At 46.0% G+C, this 20,763-nt stretch carries 16 protein-coding genes; 11 read left to right on the top strand and 5 right to left on the bottom strand.

Features of this window, described 5'->3' with window-relative positions; all coding sequences use genetic code 11:
- The first annotated feature begins 104 nt into the window (after positions 1 to 104).
- Both OH455_RS01040 and OH455_RS01035 read left to right on the top strand, forming a co-directional pair.
- The gene (locus tag OH455_RS01040; protein ID WP_269980010.1) at positions 105 to 1,310 is read left to right on the top strand and encodes a Bcr/CflA family multidrug efflux MFS transporter; all 1,206 of its coding nucleotides are present in this window, start codon (positions 105 to 107) and stop codon (positions 1,308 to 1,310) included.
- Positions 1,310 to 1,969: a DUF2913 family protein gene (locus tag OH455_RS01035; protein WP_045973869.1), complete on the top strand. Its 660-nt coding sequence runs from the start codon at positions 1,310 to 1,312 to the stop codon at positions 1,967 to 1,969. Before OH455_RS01040 ends, OH455_RS01035 begins: the two co-directional genes overlap by 1 nt.
- A gap of 34 nt (positions 1,970 to 2,003) precedes the next feature.
- On the opposite strand, the gene OH455_RS01030 is transcribed toward OH455_RS01035, so the two are convergent.
- Positions 2,004 to 3,437 (bottom strand): DUF2867 domain-containing protein, encoded by a 1,434-nt coding sequence (locus tag OH455_RS01030; protein ID WP_269980009.1) that lies wholly within the window; start codon positions 3,435 to 3,437, stop codon positions 2,004 to 2,006.
- A gap of 103 nt (positions 3,438 to 3,540) precedes the next feature.
- On the opposite strand from OH455_RS01030, the gene OH455_RS01025 reads away from it, so the two are divergent.
- From OH455_RS01025 to nhaA, 5 genes are all read left to right on the top strand, one after another.
- Positions 3,541 to 4,917 carry an MATE family efflux transporter gene (locus OH455_RS01025; RefSeq protein ID WP_269980008.1) on the top strand — a complete coding sequence of 459 codons (1,377 nt, stop codon included), beginning with the start codon at positions 3,541 to 3,543 and terminating at the stop codon, positions 4,915 to 4,917.
- A 123-nt stretch (positions 4,918 to 5,040) separates the two neighbouring features.
- Positions 5,041 to 5,712 (top strand): ABC transporter ATP-binding protein, encoded by a 672-nt coding sequence (locus OH455_RS01020; RefSeq protein WP_045973866.1) that lies wholly within the window; start codon positions 5,041 to 5,043, stop codon positions 5,710 to 5,712.
- Positions 5,693 to 8,146, top strand: coding sequence for an ABC transporter permease (locus tag OH455_RS01015; RefSeq protein ID WP_269980007.1), 2,454 nt, complete (start codon positions 5,693 to 5,695; stop codon positions 8,144 to 8,146). Before OH455_RS01020 ends, OH455_RS01015 begins: the two co-directional genes overlap by 20 nt.
- Positions 8,147 to 9,259 (top strand): lipocalin-like domain-containing protein, encoded by a 1,113-nt coding sequence (locus tag OH455_RS01010; protein ID WP_443088572.1) that lies wholly within the window; start codon positions 8,147 to 8,149, stop codon positions 9,257 to 9,259.
- Between the two features lie 255 nt (positions 9,260 to 9,514).
- Positions 9,515 to 10,696 carry a Na+/H+ antiporter NhaA gene (gene nhaA / locus OH455_RS01005; protein ID WP_269980006.1) on the top strand — a complete coding sequence of 394 codons (1,182 nt, stop codon included), beginning with the start codon at positions 9,515 to 9,517 and terminating at the stop codon, positions 10,694 to 10,696.
- A 61-nt stretch (positions 10,697 to 10,757) separates the two neighbouring features.
- Here nhaA and OH455_RS01000 read toward each other — a convergent pair whose 3' ends face one another.
- Both OH455_RS01000 and OH455_RS00995 read right to left on the bottom strand, forming a co-directional pair.
- Positions 10,758 to 11,375, bottom strand: coding sequence for an OmpA family protein (locus OH455_RS01000; RefSeq protein ID WP_269980005.1), 618 nt, complete (start codon positions 11,373 to 11,375; stop codon positions 10,758 to 10,760).
- Positions 11,376 to 11,377: 2 nt separating this feature from the next.
- Positions 11,378 to 12,694 (bottom strand): TolC family outer membrane protein, encoded by a 1,317-nt coding sequence (locus OH455_RS00995; protein WP_269980004.1) that lies wholly within the window; start codon positions 12,692 to 12,694, stop codon positions 11,378 to 11,380.
- Positions 12,695 to 12,919: 225 nt separating this feature from the next.
- On the opposite strand from OH455_RS00995, the gene OH455_RS00990 reads away from it, so the two are divergent.
- The 4 genes from OH455_RS00990 to nspC all read left to right on the top strand — a co-directional run bounded on the left by OH455_RS00990 (position 12,920) and on the right by nspC (position 19,119).
- Entirely contained in the window at positions 12,920 to 13,252 is a 333-nt protein-coding gene (locus OH455_RS00990; RefSeq protein ID WP_206368686.1) for a hypothetical protein, read from the top strand.
- Positions 13,253 to 13,727: 475 nt separating this feature from the next.
- A complete protein-coding gene (locus OH455_RS00985) occupies positions 13,728 to 16,625 on the top strand; it encodes a pyridoxal phosphate-dependent class III aminotransferase (protein ID WP_269980003.1) in 2,898 nt (965 codons plus the stop codon).
- Positions 16,626 to 16,643: 18 nt separating this feature from the next.
- Positions 16,644 to 17,888 (top strand): carboxynorspermidine synthase, encoded by a 1,245-nt coding sequence (locus tag OH455_RS00980; RefSeq protein WP_269980002.1) that lies wholly within the window; start codon positions 16,644 to 16,646, stop codon positions 17,886 to 17,888.
- Positions 17,889 to 17,985: 97 nt separating this feature from the next.
- Entirely contained in the window at positions 17,986 to 19,119 is a 1,134-nt protein-coding gene (nspC, locus tag OH455_RS00975; RefSeq protein WP_045973857.1) for a carboxynorspermidine decarboxylase, read from the top strand.
- Between the two features lie 37 nt (positions 19,120 to 19,156).
- Here nspC and OH455_RS00970 read toward each other — a convergent pair whose 3' ends face one another.
- On the bottom strand, positions 19,157 to 19,669 hold the full coding sequence (locus OH455_RS00970; RefSeq protein WP_045973856.1) for a glycine cleavage system protein R: 513 nt from the start codon (positions 19,667 to 19,669) through the stop codon (positions 19,157 to 19,159).
- Positions 19,670 to 19,852: 183 nt separating this feature from the next.
- Positions 19,853 to 20,749: a DUF3943 domain-containing protein gene (locus OH455_RS00965; protein ID WP_206368693.1), complete on the bottom strand. Its 897-nt coding sequence runs from the start codon at positions 20,747 to 20,749 to the stop codon at positions 19,853 to 19,855.
- Positions 20,750 to 20,763 lie beyond the last annotated feature (14 nt).

The following is a 20,763-nucleotide window of genomic DNA, read 5'->3' as shown; positions in this document are numbered from 1 at the left end:
TCGCTCAGTATAGATCGGCTACAAGGCTCGTGGATGCGAGTCTTTCTTTTCTGTTTGGTTGTAGCACGGAAGCTGCATATCTAACGCAATTGAGTAGGAGATTTATGTCTGATACTGCATTAGAGCAAACCAAAGCACCCCAAATCACTTTTCTTCTTTTCCTTGTTCTGGGTGCCATCGGCGCATTAACGCCACTCGCTATTGATATGTACTTACCTGCGATGCCGACCATCGCCCGTGACCTTGGTGTTGCGGATGGGGCAGTGCAAATTACTCTCACTATGTACACCGCCGGCTTTGCCATCGGTCAGTTGATTCACGGACCTCTTGCCGACAGTTATGGCCGTAGGCCAATTTTGATTCTCGGTGTGTTTTTCTTTGGTCTTGCTTCCGTTGTTAGTGCAACAACGACCGGAATTGAAGCATTGACTTTGGTTCGTACCGCACAAGGTTTTGCCGGTGCAGCGGCGGCTGTCATCATTCAAGCTGTTGTGCGTGACATGTTCGACCGCGAAGATTTCGCTCGTGCCATGTCATTTGTCACGTTAGTCATTACGATTGCGCCTTTGGTTGCCCCTATGATAGGCGGGCATATTGCAGTTTGGTTTGGCTGGCGTGCGATTTTCTGGATTTTGGCTGCGTTTTCTGTGGTCGTGATCGCTCTGGTTTTGTTGAAAATTCCAGAGACATTGAGCGAAGAGAACAAGCAACCCCTTCGCTTTGGGACGACGATGCGTAACTATTTCCGTTTATGCAAGAATCCGGTCGCTATGGGCTTGATTCTATCTGGTTCGTTCTCTTTTGCTGGTATGTTCGCGTTTCTGACCGCAGGTTCATTCGTTTATATTGATATATATGGTGTGCAGCCGGACCACTTTGGTTATCTGTTTGCGTTGAATATTGTCGCGATGATCATTATGACTACCATCAATGGTCGTTTGGTGAAGAAGGTGGGCTCTCATGCCATGCTCAGATTCGGCTTGTTGGTCCAACTTGTTGCTGGGTTAGGGCTATTTGCGGGCTGGGTACTTGACCTAGGGCTGTGGGGCACTGTACCTTTCGTGGTCCTTTTCATTGGTACGTTGTCGACCATAGGTAGTAACACCATGGGCTTATTGCTGAGTGGCTATCCAGCGATGGCGGGTACGGCTTCTTCACTTGCAGGAACACTACGTTTTGGCACGGGGTCTGTGATAGGTTTTGTCGTGGCAATATTGCCTGATGGGGCTACTTGGCCAATGATTACTGTTATGACGGCGTGTTCAATTCTGTCCGCCGCATTTTACTGGATATTTGGAAGAAAGGCGTAATGTCTCAGTACACTGCTGAAATACAAAACTTGGTCAACTCCGCTTTGGAAGAGTTGGCCGCAGATCATAAATCAGGTAAGGCTGCGGATGCACCGGTAGCAAACAATCATTATCTGGTGCGTTGGGTGACTCGTGCTTTAAAGTCACAGCGTTTCCATCGCTGTGTCGTTGACGATCTCACTCGTTGGCAAAAAGCGGGGCGCTCGAAAGGCAATCAGGCAGGATTAATGCCTACATTTCAGCGTATTTCTAAGTTTTACGCTGAGTTTTTCCCTCAAGGGGAAGCGGAGCGAGTGATTACAGACAGTGAAATCAACCAGTTTATCGACCAGATGGAAGAGAGTGGCTGGGAGATCTCGACCTCGGAGCCGCTTCTTAACTGCGGTAAAGTTCAGATATTTACTGAAGGCCCAAACTCATTCGCGTTGTGCACGAATCAGTGCGATGACTGTTTCGACGGAGAAAGACTGATTAAGCCAATGAGTTGGTTTGTACGTGGTAATCACGCACAATTTGTTGAAAAAGCATCGGCAGCTGGCTTCATGCTGCATAAGATCACCGACTACAAGTCAAACGTTAAGTACCACGGGGAGTATCTGGTTTATCCAGGCAACCAAGGAAATCACTTGGCTGAGATTCCAATTGGTTATCCAGCATAGCTCGCTGTGCTTTTGGATTAGAAAAGAGCTTCCATTAGGGAAGCTCTTTTGCTTTTCGGACAATGGCTTTCACCATGCCTTTAAATATAAATAAATGCGCAGGCATCATGGCGAACCAGTAAAGTAAACCTCTTAAACCTTGCGGATGCCACCATGCTTTAACACTCAGTCGGCGTTTGCTGCCTAAGTCTTCCAATGAAAACTCCAAGCGCCCTAGGCCTGGCCCTTTCATGCCAAACAGTAGGGATAGAAAGTGTTCTCTTTCACAGCGAATCACTTTCCAAGAGTCAATATAGTCGCCCACTTGTAACTCTGGTCCAGGTGGAGAGCGCCGGACAGGTCGTCCTCCGCCAAAAAACAAATCGAGCCACTCCCTTATGCGCCACATTAGGTTGGCAAAAAAGTAACCCTCTTTTTTGCTGCCAATTTGCTTGATGACTTCCCATAGTTGTTCTGAGCTTAAATCCGTTTCTATACTGGCACCGGTCTGTTTTGGGTAATAGCCATAGCCAGCTTGCCAGCGCTTAAGAGCCGCTGGGTCGAAGCCCCAGACTTCGCTGCGAACAAAATGACCTTCTTCGTCGATGCTTTTTCTGACCATTTGTTCGTAACTGACCAGTGCTTGAGGGTAGCGTTGATGAATCTCTTTGGAGTTGGCAATAAAATCGTGTTCTAAGCCTGACAACAGCGCCGCCCCTATACTGGAAGGAACGGAAGTGATGATGCCTAGCCAGCGCGATGCGAGCTGAGGAGTGAGCAAGGATGTGGACCACAACTTGATAGGTTTTTGAATTACGGCGCTGATGGTTTCGAATTGTTCACGATAACTCAGTGTATCTGGTCCTCCAACTTCGTATAGTGCGTGACAGGTTGGGGACTCCTCGATAAGCGACAACAAGTAATGATTGAGGTTTTCCAATGCAATGGGGTTGGCTTTCGAGTCGACCCATTTCGGAGTGATCAAGAGGGGCATGTTGTAGACAAAGTCTCTCATGATCTCAAACGCCGCAGAGCCAGGGCCTATAATGACACCCGCTCGAAGTTCGGTGACGGGTATACCTGCTTTACGAATAATATCGCCGGTCATTCGACGTGCTTTCAGGTGTTCCGAATTGCCAGTCTGGGGTTGAATTGCACTGAGATAGATCACGTGTTTAACATGACTGTTCTTCAAGGCGGAAGAGAAGTGCTCAGCAAGCGATACTTCATATTCAAGAAAGTCATGCCCATGCGCCATCCCATGAACTAAAAAATAGATGACCTCATATTCTGGTACAACGCGCAGTGTTTCCTCTTGGTCTGCTAAGTCAAGATAAATCAATTCTAGGTTTGGGTGGACAGTAACCCGTGCTTTCAAATACTCAATCTGACGAGCGGCTGCCGTCACATGATAGCCTTTGCGACACAGTTGAAGCAGTAACTGCGATCCCACATAGCCGGATGCGCCGAGCACTAGTACTTTTTTCATCTCGACCCCTTATTAATAGTATGGTTTATGTGCAAATCTGATCATATAATAAACATTATGTTTTTTCCTTTTCTATCATGATGTTGTCGTTCGAGGTGAGTAATTGAGCACGGTCTCACAGATTCTATTCCATACCCGTGGCGAGTTTTTGCGACGGATGATTGCCATTGCACTGCCTATTACGCTGCAAAGTATCATGTTCTCTAGCCGCAGTTTAGTGGACGTTCTCATGTTAGGGCAACTCGGTGAGGCAGAGATCGCAGCCGTCGGTATTGCCGCTAGAGCGACCTTTGTCACCACGATTATGTTAGTGGGAGTAACAACAGGCGGCGCTTTATTAACGGCTCAATATTGGGGGGCGGCCGATCGTCAAGGGGTTAAGGAAAGTACGGCTCTAACTTGGCTGGTAGCAATGATCTTTGCGGTGTTTACCGTCATGTTATTTGTTTTGTTTCCGAGCGAAATCATGTCTCTGGCCACTGACTCTAAGGAAGTGAACCAGTTGGGCAGTCAGTACTTGGTGATCACCGCTGTTACCATGTTTGCGGTCGCCTGCGTAGCCAGTATGTCCGTTGGTCTTCGCTCGATGCACAAACCTGGCATTAGTACCTTTTTTAGTGGTATCGGGATCGTATCCAATATTCTCCTCAATTGGGTGTTCATTTTCGGCAAGCTGGGTGTTCCAGCGATGGGTATTAAAGGTGCAGCAATCGCTACAGTGTTAAGCGGAGCGATTGAAGTGGCGACTTTGTTTGGCTATATCTACGCCAAAAAGCACCTGCTGGCTTTCGGGGCACATGATCTTAAAGCGGTAATTCAATGGCAAAGGGTAGTGAGATTTCTGACACTTTCTTTACCTACCACATTTAACTTTCTCGCTTGGGCTGGTGGGTTGTTCGCCTACCACGCGATCATGGGGCAGTCTGGTGTTCAAGGGCTTGCTGCATTGTCTGTGCTATCACCAGTAGAGTCGATTGCGCTGGCACTGTTAATTGGGATGTCCAATGCAGCTGCGGTATTGGTGGGGAATCAGATCGGTGCCAAGAACTATGAGGCGGTCTATTTTCAGGCGATTGGAATGACTATACTCAGTTTGATTGTGGGGGTCGTTGTTGCGTTGCTCTTGTACTTATGTCAAGGGTTAGTGCTTGACACCTTTAGTGCATTAACTGAGGAGACTCGGGCCCTAGCAGAAAAGTTTATGGTTATCCTATGCTTCGGTATTGTTTTACGCTCAATTCCTATGATGGTGATTGTTGGTGTCCTTAGAGCAGGTGGCGACGTGAAGTTTTGTCTATACCAAGATTTGATTGCTCAGTGGCTGATTGGTATTCCACTCGCTGCCTTTGCCGCTATTGTTCTAGGGTGGCAGCCTGAATGGGTTTTCTTACTCTTTTTAACAGAAGAAGTGATCAAATGGGGCGGGTCTTTGTATAGAATGAAAACTCAACGTTGGATGAAAAATTTGATCGAAAATTAGACGTGAATCGTCCAGAAGATGTGTTTTGATGCATATCTTGTGATCCAGTATCCAAAATACTTCCTCCAAGCGTGGTTTTAGTGTAGATTCACAGTCCAATTTTGAACGATTGCGAGACTTTTAATGCTGCAACTAACAGACCTATGTAAAGGGTATGTGGATGGAGGTGAATTTCACCCTGTCTTGCAAGGTGCTGAGTTGGCATTAGAACAAGGCGAACAAGTGGCTCTGATGGGCGAAAGTGGCTCTGGAAAGAGTACTTTGCTGAATTTGATTGCTGGCTTAGATACCGTCGACTCTGGTGAAATTTGGTTTCCTAACTTCTCTATGCATGAGATTGCAGAAACTAAACGTACTGCTTATCGCCGCAATAATATTGGGCTTATCTTCCAGCAGTTTAATTTATTGCCAACACTGAACGTTGCGGACAACATCCGCTTCTGTCGTCAGTTGAAGGGGCTGCCTGAAGATAAGGGATTGTGGCGTCAGATCCTTTCTGCATTGGACTTAATGCCTTTGCTAGGTCGTTATCCAGAAGAGGTGTCTGGTGGTCAGCAACAGAGAGCCGCCATTGCCCGAGCACTTTACATGGAACCGAAGATTTTACTGGCGGACGAACCGACCGGTAGCCTCGACGAGCGTAACGCAGAAGCGGTGATGCGTCTTTTGACTTCCTTGACCCGCCAGTTGGATTGTACCTTGTTGCTGGTTACACACAGTGAGCGGGTTGCCGAGCATATGGAAGGCCGAGTTCGCCTTCAAGGAGGGCAACTTCATGTTATGGCCCGTAGTTAAAGCGCTGCTTGGCCACTACAGACGTTACCCTTTTCAAATCCTTCTTGTCTGGCTTGGTCTTACGTTAGGTGTCTCTCTTCTGGTTGGTGTCACTTCTATCAATGATCACGCCAGAAAAAGTTACGAAAACGGTGAAAAACTTTTCTCAAACCCCCTCCCTTACCGTATTCGTCCTAAACATGTAACCAACAAGATCCCGCAGGGTTTTTATGTCCAGCTTCGCCGCGATGGATTCAACCAGTGTGCACCATTTGAAAGCCTTCGAGTACGCATGGCGAATGGGACGGATCTCTCTTTAGTTGGTGTGGACACGGTGGCTATGCTCCAGTTCCGTCCGACAACGGTCCTAAAAGATTTCTCTGCTCTGCAGCTAATGAACAGTCCGTATCCTATTTTGGTGAGTTCAGACCTTGCTGCTCACATGAAGTGGCAAGATAACGATTTCATCCATCTGAGCGATGGCAGTAAATTAGGCCCGATTATTGTTGATACACAAGATAGGTTAAACGGTACTCGAATCATTGCGGATATTTCTTTACTGCGTATGCTGGAAAGGAGCTCTGGTATCTCGGTTATTGCGTGTGGAGAGATGCCTGCTGAGAAGTTGACCCGTTTAAAAGAGTATCTGCCGAATGGCATGAGTATGGTTCGTAACACGCGTGCAGAACTCGAGTCTCTGACGCAAGCTTTTCATATGAACCTTAGTGCGATGGGGATGCTGGCATTTTTGGTGGGTCTCTTTATTTTCTACCAAGCGATGTCTTTATCTCTGACTCAAAGGCAGCCATTGGTGGGGGCAATGCGCCAGACAGGAGTTTCTGGTTGGCAGTTAGGCAAAGCTCTGTGTTTGGAGCTTTTGGTACTTATTTTGGTGAGCTGGGTTTGCGGTAATCTGCTTGGTATTTTGCTTGCTAACCAGCTTATTCCAGCGGTGTCCGCTAGTCTGGGTGATTTGTATGATGCTAATGTAGGTCTGTTGATCTCATGGAGTTGGAAGTCGAGTGTCTATAGCCTTTACATGACGGTACTTGGTGCTTTCATTGCTTGTGCTTGGCCGTTGGTGCGTTTGTTAAGAGCTCAGCCCATCCGATTAACTGCTCGTTTATCATTAGTTCGCTTCGCTGGTACTGAGTTTTCCATTCAGGCACTGATAGCGTGTGCGCTGTGTGTTGCCGCGATTGCGATTTACCAAGCACCTCAGACTCAGGAGTCTGGTTTTGCAATCATAGGCTTAATGTTGTTAAGCGTTGCCCTGTTTACGCCTTACCTGATTTGGAAAGTTTTCGATAGTCTTTCTTATTCACTCAAATGGGTAAAGCTCCGTTGGTTCTTTGCTGATGCTGCTGCCAGTATGAGTTATCGTGGTGTGGCGACCATGGCTTTCATGTTGGCCATGGCGGCTAATATTGGCGTTGAAACCATGGTGGGCAGTTTCCGTGATACGACAGATAAGTGGCTGAGCCAGCGTTTAGCTGCTGATCTATACATCTACCCCAATAATAGTGCTGCGGCTCGCATGAGTGGTTGGTTAGCCAAACAACCTGAAGTTGATTCTGTTTGGTGGCGCTGGGAAAAAGAAGTCAACTCGAATAAAGGGGTTCTTCAGGTGGTCAGCACTGGTGCTTCAGAAGGTGAGTTGAATGCGCTCACTGTCAAGCTAGGGATCCCTGACTACTGGTACCATCTCCATCATTCGAAAGGTGTCATGATCAGTGAGTCTATGGCGCTCAAACTTGGCATTCGCCCCGGCGATTACATAGATTTGTCTGGCAAGCTAGGGCAAAACTGGCAAGTGGTGGGGGTTTACTACGATTACGGTAACCCGTATAACCAAGTTTTGCTGTCACATCGAAACTGGTTGTATGCCTTTGCAGGAGGCGGTAGCGTCGCGTTAGGTGCTGTACTAAAAGATGGCGTTAATTCCGTTGGCCTTAAACGGCGCATGGAGTCTGTTTTCCGTTTGAGTTCGGAGCGTGTTTTCGACAACAGTCATATCCACAAACAAGCGATGCGAGTGTTTGATCGAACCTTCTCCATCGCCGACACCTTAGGTAACATTACATTGATTATCGCTGTATTCGGTATTTTCTTTGCGACGGTTGCCGGTGAGGTATCGCGTCAGCGTCATGTTTCTTTGCTGCGATGTCTAGGCATGTCAGGTAAAGAACTTGTTGTCATGGGTGGCTTGCAGCTGTTTGTTTTTGGTGCTGTATCGATATTGATTGCACTGCCACTCGGGCTCGCTTTAGCTAATTTAGTCGTGGATATCGTGATAAGACAATCTTTCGGCTGGACACTTGAACTACAAATAATTCCAGATGCGTATCTTAATACGTTTTTGATGGCGATGGGGTCGTTAATGATGGCAGGTGCACTACCGGTACTTCGGATGATTCGAAATACGCCCATGAAGTCACTCAGGGACGCATTGTAAATGAGAAAATCAGTCATTATTCGGTGTTTTTTGCTGCTTACTGCAGCAGGTGTGATTGCTTGGGCGATGTGTTACCGATTCAACTTGACGTCTCAAGTCACCACCAAAGACTTAGCTAATACGGTTATCCAGTCGGGTACAACACAAGTTTTTGAACCTGTTTTACCTAGTATTCCTGTTAAAGTTCCTCAAGACTTTCGCTTTCACAATGAGTACCAGCACGAATGGTGGCATTTTTTTGCTAATGTCAGAGACGAGAATGGCAAGCTATACGGCATCCAATGGAGCTATTTTCGAGTGGCAATGGATGACAGAGAAGGTTTAGGTTGGCAAAGCCCTCAACTATACATCTCTCACGTGGTGGTCTCGAATAAAGATAAGATCTGGAAAGAACAGCGGCTCGCGAGGGGTGGGATCGGTCAGGCTGGTATGACGAATCGACCGTTTCGTATTTGGATGGATAACTGGCTTTGGCGCTCATTAGGGGATACCCCGTTTCCTGGTCAGTTGAGTGCGACGACAGATAGCTTTGATGTTCAATTGAAAGCCTTTGCTTACGGGCCGTACGTCTTACCTGGTGACAAAGGGTACGTTGAAAAACATGATCTTATGCCTATTGCTTCGTATAACCTAACCACTCCGTTTGTTAAGGTCAAAGGCGCTCTCCGATTAGGTACACACAAGCTGATTCCAGTTGAGGGAGAGGCGTGGATGAGTAAGGAATGGGGTAGTGGCTTAATGGCAGAGGAGCAAAAAGGTTGGGATTGGTTTGTTGTTCATCTTGATCAGGAAACAAGCTTATCAATTAGTCGCTATCGCCATGCCCATCGTTCACCATACCTTTTTGGTGTCTTATCCCGTAAGAATGGCACAGTGGTCAACTTATCCGCCGAAGATATTACCATTGAACCCCGTGACACCACCGTACTTAATAATGGAAAGCAACTACCCTTGCAGTGGGATATCAAGATTCCGGAGTATAAAATTGATTTGACTACCCAGGTACTTAACCAAGAACTTTGGTTACCTTTCATCATTCCTTACTGGGAAGGACCCGTTCAAACTACGGGCAGTCATGAGGCAAAAGGTTTTATGCAGTTGACAGGATACTAATTTAAAGTATGCCATTTAGTGACTCTTGGCGCAGTTTTTCATTGTCTGAAAAGCTGCGTTTTTGTTTGTGTTGGTAATTTTTTGATTTTACCTATACTTTTACGTATGGAATAAACGTTGCGTTGAAGTGTTTATATCGAAAATTCCGAAGTTAAACATCCAAACAAGCGATTTTTCCTGAAGAATCGATATATATAAACTCAACTCTATTCTTTGTTAATCGTTTATTAACATAAAAAATAAAAGGACGATATCATGAGTGATATTTTTCGCGATTTCTTCAAAATGGAGTCAGCAGGAGGGATTCTCTTAGTCATCGCTGCTGCAATCGCAATGACCATTGCTAACACGCCACTGAACGAATCTTATCAGGCACTATTGCATTCTTATGTGTTTGGCATGTCTGTATCTCACTGGATTAATGATGGCCTAATGGCTGTATTCTTCCTTCTCATCGGTTTAGAGGTAAAACGTGAACTTCTAGAGGGCGCGCTTAAATCCCGCGAAACTGCTATTTTTCCTGCTATTGCTGCTGTTGGTGGTATGTTAGCTCCGGCATTGGTTTATGTTGCATTCAACTACAGCAACGCTGAGGCAATTCAAGGCTGGGCGATTCCTGCTGCTACAGACATCGCATTCGCTCTGGGTATCATGGCCTTGCTAGGAAAGCGTGTCCCTGTCAGCCTGAAAGTATTCCTACTTGCGCTGGCAATCATTGATGACTTAGGTGTTGTTGTCATTATCGCTCTGTTCTACACAGGAGACCTGTCGACTTCAGCACTAGCCGTCGGATTTGCCATGACCGCAGCCTTGTTCATTCTCAACTCGAAGAAGGTCACCAAATTGCTCCCCTATATGATAGTCGGTGCGATACTCTGGTTCGCGGTGCTGAAATCGGGAGTGCACGCAACACTAGCTGGTGTAGTGATAGGTTTTGCGATTCCTCTTAAAGGAAACAAAGGTGAGGGCTCTCCGCTCAAACACATGGAACATGCACTGCATCCGTACGTTGCTTTTGGTATTCTTCCAGTGTTTGCGTTTGCCAACGCAGGTATCTCTCTTGAGGGAATCTCGATGGAAGGGCTGACTTCGATGCTACCACTGGGTATTGCATTAGGGTTGTTGGTCGGTAAGCCTCTGGGTATCTTCAGCTTTAGCTGGGTTGCTGTTAAGTCAGGTGTAGCCAAATTGCCAGAAGGCATTACATTCAGACATATTTTCGCAGTATCGGTGTTGTGTGGTATTGGCTTCACCATGTCGATTTTCATCTCTTCGCTGGCCTTTGGTCCGGTTAACGCTGAGTTTGATACCTATGCGAGACTGGGCATCCTGATGGGCTCAACGACCGCTGCGATTATAGGATACGTGTTACTGCACATTTCTTTACCAAAAAAGACTGTGCTGGCAGATAAGCCAGCAACCGAAACAAACCAATAACTCTCGATCAAACAAAGTAAAGCCCCGATGTGAAAACATCGGGGCTTTTTCTATTCGCGGGCTATCGATCTATAGCTGAAAATATGGTCCACTCTTCAACGACGGTTTCGGTTAAGCCAACGACGGTTGCTGTCACTCTTCGATTAAGCGCATGGTCGGTTTCGCCTTCACCATCTGATTCCAAATGCGTTGAACCATAGCCTATGATAGTCACTCTTTCAGGAGCAGTACCATAGGCAAGTAACTGCTGCTCTACGGCGAACGCACGTTTCTTTGATAGTGCTAAATTGTAGTTAGGGCTTCCGGTTTTGCTAGCATAGCCTTGTATTTCTATCGAAGCGGAGCGGTACTTATCCAAAAAATCCGCCATTGCACGGATTTGGTCTAAAAAGACGGGGCTAACGTCATAGGAGTCATTGGCAAATAGAATCCTCATTTGCCTCTCTTCCTTTTCCATGACCTCCAAACCACAACCGTCATTATCGATCTGTGCGCCTAACGGTGTCTCTGGACACAAATCACGTGCGTTAACTACACCGTCTCTATCATCATCCGTCAAATCTGAAATCTGGAGGGCTTTAGGTACTTGTATGTAGTCGTATTGGTCTTCATAGGCTTGAAGTGAACAGGCGACAGAGGCGCTTAAAAGTGACAATGAAAAAAACAGCGTTCGCGTCATAATCAGTACTCCACTTCCTTGGTCCATTCTTTGGGTACATCGACAAGCAAGGCGTTAAGCAGGATTCCAGTTGCGTTCATTACCCTATATTTGGCGTATTGTTCAGAATAATGAGCGTCCAAATAATCCTTGCGAGCTTCGAAAAGCTCATTCTCTGTGTTGAGAAGATCGAGTAATGTTCTTTGCCCGATGCGATACTGCTTTTCATACGCGATGACAGTTGCAGAGGCAGAGTCAACATGATCGGCGAGAAAGTTCTTTTGTTGCAAAGTTAAATCAAGTGCGCTCCAGGATAAACGTAAGCCCTCTTCGACCTGTCGATAGGAGTTATCTCGAAGGTCTTTGGCTTTATTGAGCTGGTATGCCGCTCTTTCGGATAAAGCGCTGTCAGAACCACCGTTAAACAAGTTGTATCTTAGCCTTAGCATGGCAAGAGATTCGTTGCTGTTGCCTAGATCGCCTCCTGCATCGTCACGCCAAGTCTGACTCGCTTCAACCGACAACGTAGGGTAGTAGTTACCTTTGGATTGTTTATATTGGTAGCGTGCCGAATCCACATCTGCTTTTGATACTTGTATTACTGGGTGTCGTTCAAAGGCCAGTTTAATCGCTTCATCTAAAGATAAAGGCAGTTTTGATTCGTCTGCTCTTGGGTAAATCAAACCAAGCGGTTGTTGTCCTACAATGCGTCGAAACTGAGTGTGAGTGTCAAAGAGGTTGTTCTGTGCGGCGAGCAGGTTGCTATGTGCTTTGGCAAGCCGCGCTTCGACTTGTGATACATCTGCGGTAGAACCAATTCCAGATTCGGCGCGCTTTTTTATATCTGTGTAAATATCTTTGTGAACGGCTAAGTTGTTCTCAGATAACTTTAACACCTCAGTAGCTTTAATGGATTCCAAATAAATGTCAGTGACTCTTAAGGCAATATCAGATGCATCAGAGAGCAATTGAAGCCTGATCGATTCAGCCTCCGCTGCTGTTCTGTTGATGTCATTGATGGTGGCATTCCCATCCCACAGTAACTGAGTCAGACTCAAGGTTGCTTCCTTACGTGTTAAGTCTGTTTCCGCTTGGCCGGTTGAGTCGGCAGGATCAATGCCTTCATAGCCTATGCCGGCATCTAAATCTATAGATGGAAGGTAAGCACCGCCAGAAGCATCTGCTTGTTTTATGGCGCTTTTATATTCGTTAAATGAGCTCTTAATTTCAGGGTTGTTCGCTAGCGTTAAAGCGACGGCTTGCTCAAGGGTTTGTCCAACAGCATAACTAGAGTAAAAGACGAATAGAGCAACGACTGATACAAATTTAGTGGTAGACACATCGTTCTCCTTATTAAAACGCATTCATACAATTTGGATGCATTATTAAAATCGTAGTACAGGAATGCTAAATAACGAGAAATTAACGTTAATTTAGTACTACAGGGTGAAGTGAGAAGCTTGAGCCATGACTGAAGGAAGATGGGCAATTGCTGTCATATGGTCATCACTACGTAATGGTACTAATATTTTAAACAATAATTAAATTGTGTGAGAAGCGGAGCTATGGGATTAAGTGCACTTGCTTTAATCGCTTTGGCAAACACCACTGTGGTTATTGATATTAATGGACAGGTCCGTGAACTATTACCTGGAGAGATACCTAACCCCGGAGAAGTTATCGTTATTATGGGAAGTGGGTCTACGGTTTACACGGATGTAGAAGCATTGCAAGTTGAAGATGATGGTACAACGGTTCCTATCGCAATTAATGATCAACTTAAACCTCTTATTAATGCGATTGAACAGGGTTTGGACCCATCCAAAATCGAGATACTATCTCCAGCTGCGGGGTATGAAAAACCTGCCGCCAGTATTAATGATAACGATGATAATTAGGAGGAATTATACTCACGTTGGGATTTGACGTGCTCAGATTCAAAAAATGTTGCGAAACATTTTCATTTTGTGATAACTTCGCGCGCAATCTCGGAGGTGAGTCGCAAAAAGACATTCTGGGGGATACGCGTTGTGAGCATTCAGGCTGAGTGAACACTGCGTAGGGTAGGTATCGGCAAGTCCTTTTGTCGATAGACGGGATACTGTTGTCGCGGTAGCGACATGTTTATGGGAAACCCAACATTGAACTCACATAACAAACAACCACTAATCAGCTTAGTTCTTCCTAAATGCCCTGTTTTACAAAACAGCAGCATTACTGAACCTTGATTTATCAATTGAACATGTAGTCCATCGAAATGATGGAACGATTTCGTGTACCTGCTTCTTAAGATGCTAACACGAAAGGGATAACTGTACCTGCTGTTTGCATTGCAGATTTGGCAGGAGACTTACATTTCAAAGGGATTAAATCATGAGCATAGCCTTTGAAGTCGATAACTCTGTGAATAACACTGCTATCGCAACACCATTTTCCACTCAGATTCCTGTTGTAGAGGGCGTTTATGATCTGACACCTGATCTGGTGTTACAAGATCAGGCCGAGCATGAATCTGCCGTACGTTCTTATCCTCGTCGTCTTCCGATTGCGATCAAACAAGCTTATGGCGCACTGGTTGAAGACACTCGCGGTCAAATATTTTTGGATTGTCTTGCTGGTGCTGGCACCTTGGCTCTGGGCTATAACCATCCTGAAATCAATCAAGCACTCAAAGACCAGCTTGACTCAGGGCTACCTTATCAGACACTGGATATCGCAACAGAAGCAAAAACCAATTTCATTCGCTCGGTGAAGAACTTTCTTCCTCAAGAACTGAGTGATAACTGTGTACTCCAGTTCTGTGGCCCTTCAGGTGCGGATGCTGTTGAAGCCGCAATCAAACTGGCGAAGCAAACCACAGGTCGTAATACCATGTTTGCTTTCCGTGGTGCTTATCATGGCATGACAAATGGCACGATGGGCATGATGGGCAATCTAGGGACGAAAGCACGTCGCACAGGCCTAATGTCGGACGTACATTTCATGCCTTTCCCATACAATCTACGCTGCCCGTTTGGTTTGGGTGGAGATGAAGGTGCAAGAGCGGGTATTCGCTATATTGAACGTCTACTCAATGACGATGAAGCTGGCATCATGAAACCAGCCGCTATGGTTGTTGAACCTATTCAGGGCGAGGGCGGCGCTGTACCTGCTCCTGCGTTCTGGTTGAAAGAGCTACGTCGTATCTGCGATGAGCACGGTATCTTACTGATTTTTGATGAGATTCAGTGTGGTGTGGGTAAATCAGGCTACAACTTTGCGTTTGAAGAAGCAGGCATTGTGCCAGACATTCTTTGCCTATCCAAAGCGATTGGTGGCGGTATGCCAATGTCGCTCCTAGTCATCAATAAAAAACATGATACTTGGCTGCCTGGTGAGCATACGGGCACTTTCCGTGGTAATCAGCTAGCCATGGTCTCTGGGGCGAAAGCACTGGAAATCATCGAGCGAGATAATCTTGTTGAGCACGCGAATGTTGCTGGTCAGTACTTGCGTTTAGGGCTTGAGTCGATTCAGAAACGCGTCAACTGTATTGCTGAAGTCCGCGGCAAAGGCCTAATGCTTGGTGTGGAAATCCGTAAACCCGGTACAGAACGCAATAAATTTGGTGAACCAGTCGCTGATGGTGAATTGACCTTGGCGATTCAGAGAGCAGCCCTTGAGCGCGGACTGATGGTTGAAAAAGGTGGGCGTGATGGCTCGGTGATTCGATTCCTGCCACCATTGATCATCACCTTTGAGCAGATCGACTTTGCACTTAGAGTGCTGGAAGAGGCGATTCTGGTTGCGGGTGGAAGTCATGTTGAGCCACAAGACGCTAATCAGCAATGGAAGCAGCATTTTATTCATACCGGTGAGTCTGGCAGTGATGAGTTCAGCAAAGTCATGAACCACACAACTGCGGCAATGAAACAGGTCTTTGAACAAGTCGATGCGCCTTATTCAGGTCTTGAACCAAAGCAGTTAGAGCAGGCGATTAATGCAGTTGATCTAAACAACAAAAATGCCAGCCTGACGGATGTGATCACTGATACTGCTGATCTGGTAGCAAAGAATGCTATTTTTACTCAGCATCCTAACTGTATTGCTCACCTTCACACCCCTCCGTTAATGTCTGCAGTGGCAGCAGAAGCGATGATTGCTTCTTTAAACCAGTCAATGGACTCCTGGGACCAAGCCTCTTCTGCGACTTATGTTGAGCAGAAAGTGGTGGATTGGCTGTGTGAGAAATACGAGCTTGGCAAACTGGCTGATGGCATATTTACCAGTGGTGGCACCCAAAGCAATCAAATGGGTTTAATGCTTGCTCGTGACTGGATTGCAGACAAGCTGTCAGGACACTCTATCCAGAAATTGGGGTTGCCGGAATATGCCGACAAACTGCGTATCGTCTGTTCGAAAAAGTCTCATTTTACGGTACAGAAATCAGCCTCTTGGATGGGACTGGGCGAGAAAGCGGTGTTAACTGTTGACGCTCATAGTAACGGCACGATGGATGTTGCTCAGCTTGATGACGTGATTAGTAAGGCGAAATCTCAAGGATTAATTCCATTCGCCATCGTTGGAACGGCAGGCACCACTGATCATGGCGCTATTGATGATTTGAATGTGATTGCCGACGCGGCGCAAAAACACCAGATGTGGATGCATGTTGATGGTGCTTATGGTGGAGCACTGATTTTAAGCCGCCATAAAGAGCGTCTAGCGGGTATCGAACGCGCAGATTCAGTCAGTGTCGACTTCCATAAGTTGTTCTATCAAACCATCAGTTGTGGAGCTTTGTTACTCAAAGACAAACATAACTTTAAGTATCTGCTGCATCATGCGGATTACCTCAACCGTGAGCATGATGAGTTGCCTAACTTGGTGGACAAGTCGATTGCGACGACGAAGCGATTCGATGCATTGAAAGTTTTTATGACGATGCAGAATGTCGGCCCAGATACATTGGGCGCCATGTATGACCATCTTCTCGAACAAACTCAGCAAGTCGCGGATCTCGTTCGTAGCGACGACAACCTAGAATTGTTGGCTGAGCCATCGTTGTCGACTGTGCTATTCCGTGTCGCACATGCTCAAGTCGCGGATCTGGACGAGCTGAATAAAGTTGTAAGACTGAAAGCGTTAACTCGTGGCGTTGCGGTATTAGGTGAAACCATTGTTGATGGTAAAACCGCTTTGAAATTTACGATTCTTAATCCTTGCCTGACGATGGCTGATTTTGAATCTTTACTAATTAAAATCAATAAGCTAGCCGCTGAGCTGGCGTAATTAAGGTAACGGAAAACTATGGCAATTCTACAGATTGGTGCAGGCGGTGTTGGCTGGGTAGTTGCACATAAAGCTGCGCAAAACAACGACGTTCTGGGTGACATTACGATTGCATCACGTACCGTGAGTAAATGTGAAAAAATCATCGAATCTATCCAGAAGAAAAACAACCTGAAAGATCCATCGAAGAAACTGGAAGCGCGGGCTGTTGATGCGGATGACGTTGATGCATTAGTCGCTCTTATTAAAGAAGTTCAGCCTGACCTTGTCATTAACGCTGGTCCTCCTTGGGTTAACATGACGATCATGGAAGCTTGTTACCAAGCCAAAGTGAACTACTTAGATACCTCTGTTGCTGTTGACCTGTGCTCTGAAGGCCAGCAAGTTCCTCAAGCTTACGATTGGCAGTGGGGCTACCGTGAGAAGTTCGCTGAAGCGGGCATCACGGGCATTTTGGGTGCTGGTTTCGATCCTGGCGTGGTGTCGGTATTTGCAGCCTACGCAGTGAAGCACCTGTTTGATGAAATCGACACGATTGACGTAATGGATGTGAATGCTGGCGACCATGGTAAGAAGTTCGCGACCAACTTCGACCCAGAAACCAACATGCTAGAAATTCAAGGTGATTCTTTCTACTGGGAAAATGAAGAGTGGAAACAAGTCCCGTGTCACTCGCGTATGCTTGAGTTTGAATTCCCGTTAGTGGGCAAGCACAAAGTGTACTCTATGGCGCACGATGAAGTTCGTTCTATGCAAGAATTCATTCCCGCTAAACGTATCGAGTTTTGGATGGGTTTTGGTGACAAATACCTAAACTACTTCAACTGCATGCGTGACATCGGACTACTAAGTCCAGATCCGCTGACGCTTCACGATGGTACGGTTGTACAGCCTCTACATGTGCTTAAAGCATTGCTGCCAGACCCAACTTCTCTTGCACCGGGCTATACAGGTAAAACTTGTATCGGTACTTGGGTTCAGGGAACGAAAGACGGCAAGCAGCGTAGTGTATTTATCTACAACAACGCCGATCACGAAGTCGCGTACGAAGACGTAGAGCACCAAGCAATTTCTTACACCACAGGTGTACCAGCGATCACCGCTGCACTTCAGTTCTTCCGTGGTGAATGGGCGGATAAAGGTGTGTTTAATATGGAACAGCTCAACCCAGACCCATTCCTTGAAACTATGCCAAGCATTGGTCTTGATTGGCATGTTCAGGAACTAGAGCCGGGTCAACCTGTTATCCACAAACTAAAGTAAGCACTTATTGTTCTTAATTTGGATTTATAAAATTAAGCCGATGCACCAGTGTCGGCTTTGTTCGATTTTTACGGTATTAATTAGGTAAGAATACAAAATGCAAAAAAACGAACTGAAAACACCATATTTTATGATCAATGAAGATAAGTTGGTCGAAAATCTAGAAAAAGCCAAACAGCTCAAGGAAATCTCGGGTGTGAAGCTGGTATTGGCGTTGAAGTGTTTTTCTACATGGGGTGTTTTCGACATCATCAAGCCTTACTTAGATGGCACAACGAGTTCTGGCCCATTCGAGGTTAAGTTGGGGCATGAAACTTTCGGTGGTGAAACTCACGCATACAGTGTCGGATACAGTGAGGATGATGTACGTGATGTGGCTGATATTTGCGACAAAATGATTTTTAACTCACAAAATCAATTGGCTGCGTATCGACACATTGTAGAAGGAAAGGCTTCGCTTGGTTTACGCCTTAACCCTGGTGTGAGCTATGCTGGGCAAGATTTAGCCAATCCAGCACGTCAGTTTTCTCGCCTTGGTGTGCAAGCGGACCATATTGATCCAGAAGTCTTTGAGGATATTGACGGTGTGATGTTCCACATGAATTGTGAGAACAAAGACGTCGACGCGTTTATCGGTCTGCTGGGCTCTATTTCTGAGCAGTTTGGCCACTACTTGGATAAGCTTGACTGGGTCAGTATGGGCGGAGGTGTGTTCTTCACCTGGCCGGGATACGACATCGAAAAACTTGGCTTAGCGCTTAAAGCTTTCTCTGATAAGCACGGTGTTCAAATGTACCTTGAGCCGGGTGAAGCGATCATTACCCAAACGACAGACTTGGTCGTGACTGTGGTGGATATCGTTGAGAATGTTAAAAAAACAGCGATTGTAGATTCTGCAACTGAAGCTCATCGCTTGGATACGCTGATTTACAATGAACCCGCTTCCATTCTAGAGGCCACGGATAAAGGTGAACATGAGTATGTGATTGGCTCTTGTTCATGTTTGGCTGGTGATCAGTTCTGTGAGACTCGCTTTGATAAACCACTGGAAATTGGTCAGCGCCTCCATATCTTAGATAGTGCGGGCTATACCATGGTGAAGCTTAACTGGTTTAATGGATTAAGAATGCCTTCCGTATACTGTGAACGTTCGAGTGGTGAAATTCAAAAGCTCAATGAGTTTGATTATGCTGACTTCAAACGCTCGCTCTCACAGTGGAGTGTTCAGTAACCTATCGAGTAGAGCAGCCAATGAAGCTGCTCTTGTTTTATGCCTCGACCATGACCCGAGTGTCTTCACTTAAAGCTTCCAGCTCTTTTGCGACGTCATCTATCTGGACCTGAGTTGGCAGTTTCAAAGCGATGTTTGCTGTAAATAAGCTGGAACTTACGCCACCACCACCAGCAACAAACACACGTTGGCAGTCCATGTCCAAAATATTGATGCCTTGATTGTCTAGAACATGGGTGATCTCATTAACAATGCCTGCTCGGTCATTGGAGTCTAACCGAAGTTGATAAATAGCATCGGCATTGTGTGTGTGGCTATCTGAATCGACAAACTGGACCAGTAGATCGTCATGGCTGCTAAACGCTTCTTTAACGCACTCCGCTTTTTCCTCTGGCAATTCAACTTTGATGACTGCCGCGACTTGGTCTTCGATAAAGTTTACTTTACTGATCAGCCACTTTCCTCCATTTTCGTGAGTAATAGCCGCCAGCTGCTTGATTGTGGCAGGTGTTGCTTTGCCGACGAAATTGACGATAAAAGTACTATTCATAACGGGCCTCCTGAATGCAAGCAATTCTTTATATAGGACTAAATTTAGTTTAGGAGCAGGGCGGAAGTTAGGCTTGATTCAGGTCAAGTTTTTGACTTGATGGCGGATTGTATTGACCATTATGGTAGGGCAGACACAAAAAAAGCGGCAATTCGCTGCCGCTTTCTTTGTTTAAGTGTCAGATTAAAAACTGATTTTCATCTCGACGCCATAAAATACGCTATCGTAGCTGGCGCCCGCATCCATGGCAAATTGAGCGGCATCTTGATTGCCAAACCAAGGTTTGCTGTTGTACTGGAACTCAGCACTACCACCCCAAGCATCGCTAACCCAACCGTGAATATGACCAACAGGGTTGAGTAAAAACAACGTAACATCGCCCATAGTTTGAGAGCCCCACACTTCGCCACCTGTAGAGACAATGTCTTGTTCTGCTTCAAACATCATTTCACCCACTATTGCACCAAAGAAGGGGGTAATGAAGAGGTCCTGCCACGAAGGCACTTCTGCAAAAGCTTCTACACCATATTCCCAGAAGAAGGTAGATAGTGTGGCAGAATAAAGAAAAGACTCAAACTCGTTGAATCCAGAATGACGGGCGGCGGTATAATAAACGCCACCGAAGTACGGGTGCATGACATAGTTTAGAAAATGGTCGTCTCGGTCCCATACTGGGCCGGATGTGACATTATCTTTCCACTTCGTTCCTAAACCGCTCAAATCACGATCTTCTTCATCCCACTTTGTAATCGATTCTGGCAGCAGTGTCATTAAGCCTACCGTCGCAACACTAAGACCTAAAATCGTGTAAGTTTGACCCTTAAGGTAATCCCAGTCTTTCTTACTTTGCACGGTGAGATATTTAGGGAGTTCAGGCTCTTCCAATTTTAAATCGTTTTCAGTTAAACCTAAGGCATAACTATTGCTAGTCTTATATGAATAAGAGTTACTGAAAAGGCTGTAGTTTTCGCTGTTATCTAGATTGAGTGAAGAGTCAATATAGTTGGGAGCGTCGTAGGTATTGGCATTGGCGCAAGCAGAAGCCGACAACATCAAAGCGGTGATGTGTTTTATGTACACTGATAAACTCCACA

Origin of the sequence: Vibrio sp. T11.5 (assembly GCF_027587155.1) — a bacterium.
Taxonomy (GTDB): domain Bacteria; phylum Pseudomonadota; class Gammaproteobacteria; order Enterobacterales; family Vibrionaceae; genus Vibrio; species Vibrio neptunius.
Note: the sequence above shows the minus strand (reverse complement) of the source record. Positions and strands in the feature narration are given on the sequence as shown.

Coding starts and splice junctions, on each gene's coding strand:
- OH455_RS01040 (WP_269980010.1), top strand. CDS start 105: ATGTCTGATACTGCATTAGAGCAAACCAAAGCACCCCAAATCACTTTT.
- OH455_RS01035 (WP_045973869.1), top strand. CDS start 1,310: ATGTCTCAGTACACTGCTGAAATACAAAACTTGGTCAACTCCGCTTTG.
- OH455_RS01030 (WP_269980009.1), bottom strand. CDS start 3,437: ATGAAAAAAGTACTAGTGCTCGGCGCATCCGGCTATGTGGGATCGCAG.
- OH455_RS01020 (WP_045973866.1), top strand. CDS start 5,041: ATGCTGCAACTAACAGACCTATGTAAAGGGTATGTGGATGGAGGTGAA.
- OH455_RS01015 (WP_269980007.1), top strand. CDS start 5,693: ATGTTATGGCCCGTAGTTAAAGCGCTGCTTGGCCACTACAGACGTTAC.
- OH455_RS01010 (WP_443088572.1), top strand. CDS start 8,147: ATGAGAAAATCAGTCATTATTCGGTGTTTTTTGCTGCTTACTGCAGCA.
- nhaA (WP_269980006.1), top strand. CDS start 9,515: ATGAGTGATATTTTTCGCGATTTCTTCAAAATGGAGTCAGCAGGAGGG.
- OH455_RS01000 (WP_269980005.1), bottom strand. CDS start 11,375: ATGACGCGAACGCTGTTTTTTTCATTGTCACTTTTAAGCGCCTCTGTC.
- OH455_RS00990 (WP_206368686.1), top strand. CDS start 12,920: ATGGGATTAAGTGCACTTGCTTTAATCGCTTTGGCAAACACCACTGTG.
- OH455_RS00985 (WP_269980003.1), top strand. CDS start 13,728: ATGAGCATAGCCTTTGAAGTCGATAACTCTGTGAATAACACTGCTATC.
- OH455_RS00980 (WP_269980002.1), top strand. CDS start 16,644: ATGGCAATTCTACAGATTGGTGCAGGCGGTGTTGGCTGGGTAGTTGCA.
- nspC (WP_045973857.1), top strand. CDS start 17,986: ATGCAAAAAAACGAACTGAAAACACCATATTTTATGATCAATGAAGAT.
- OH455_RS00970 (WP_045973856.1), bottom strand. CDS start 19,669: ATGAATAGTACTTTTATCGTCAATTTCGTCGGCAAAGCAACACCTGCC.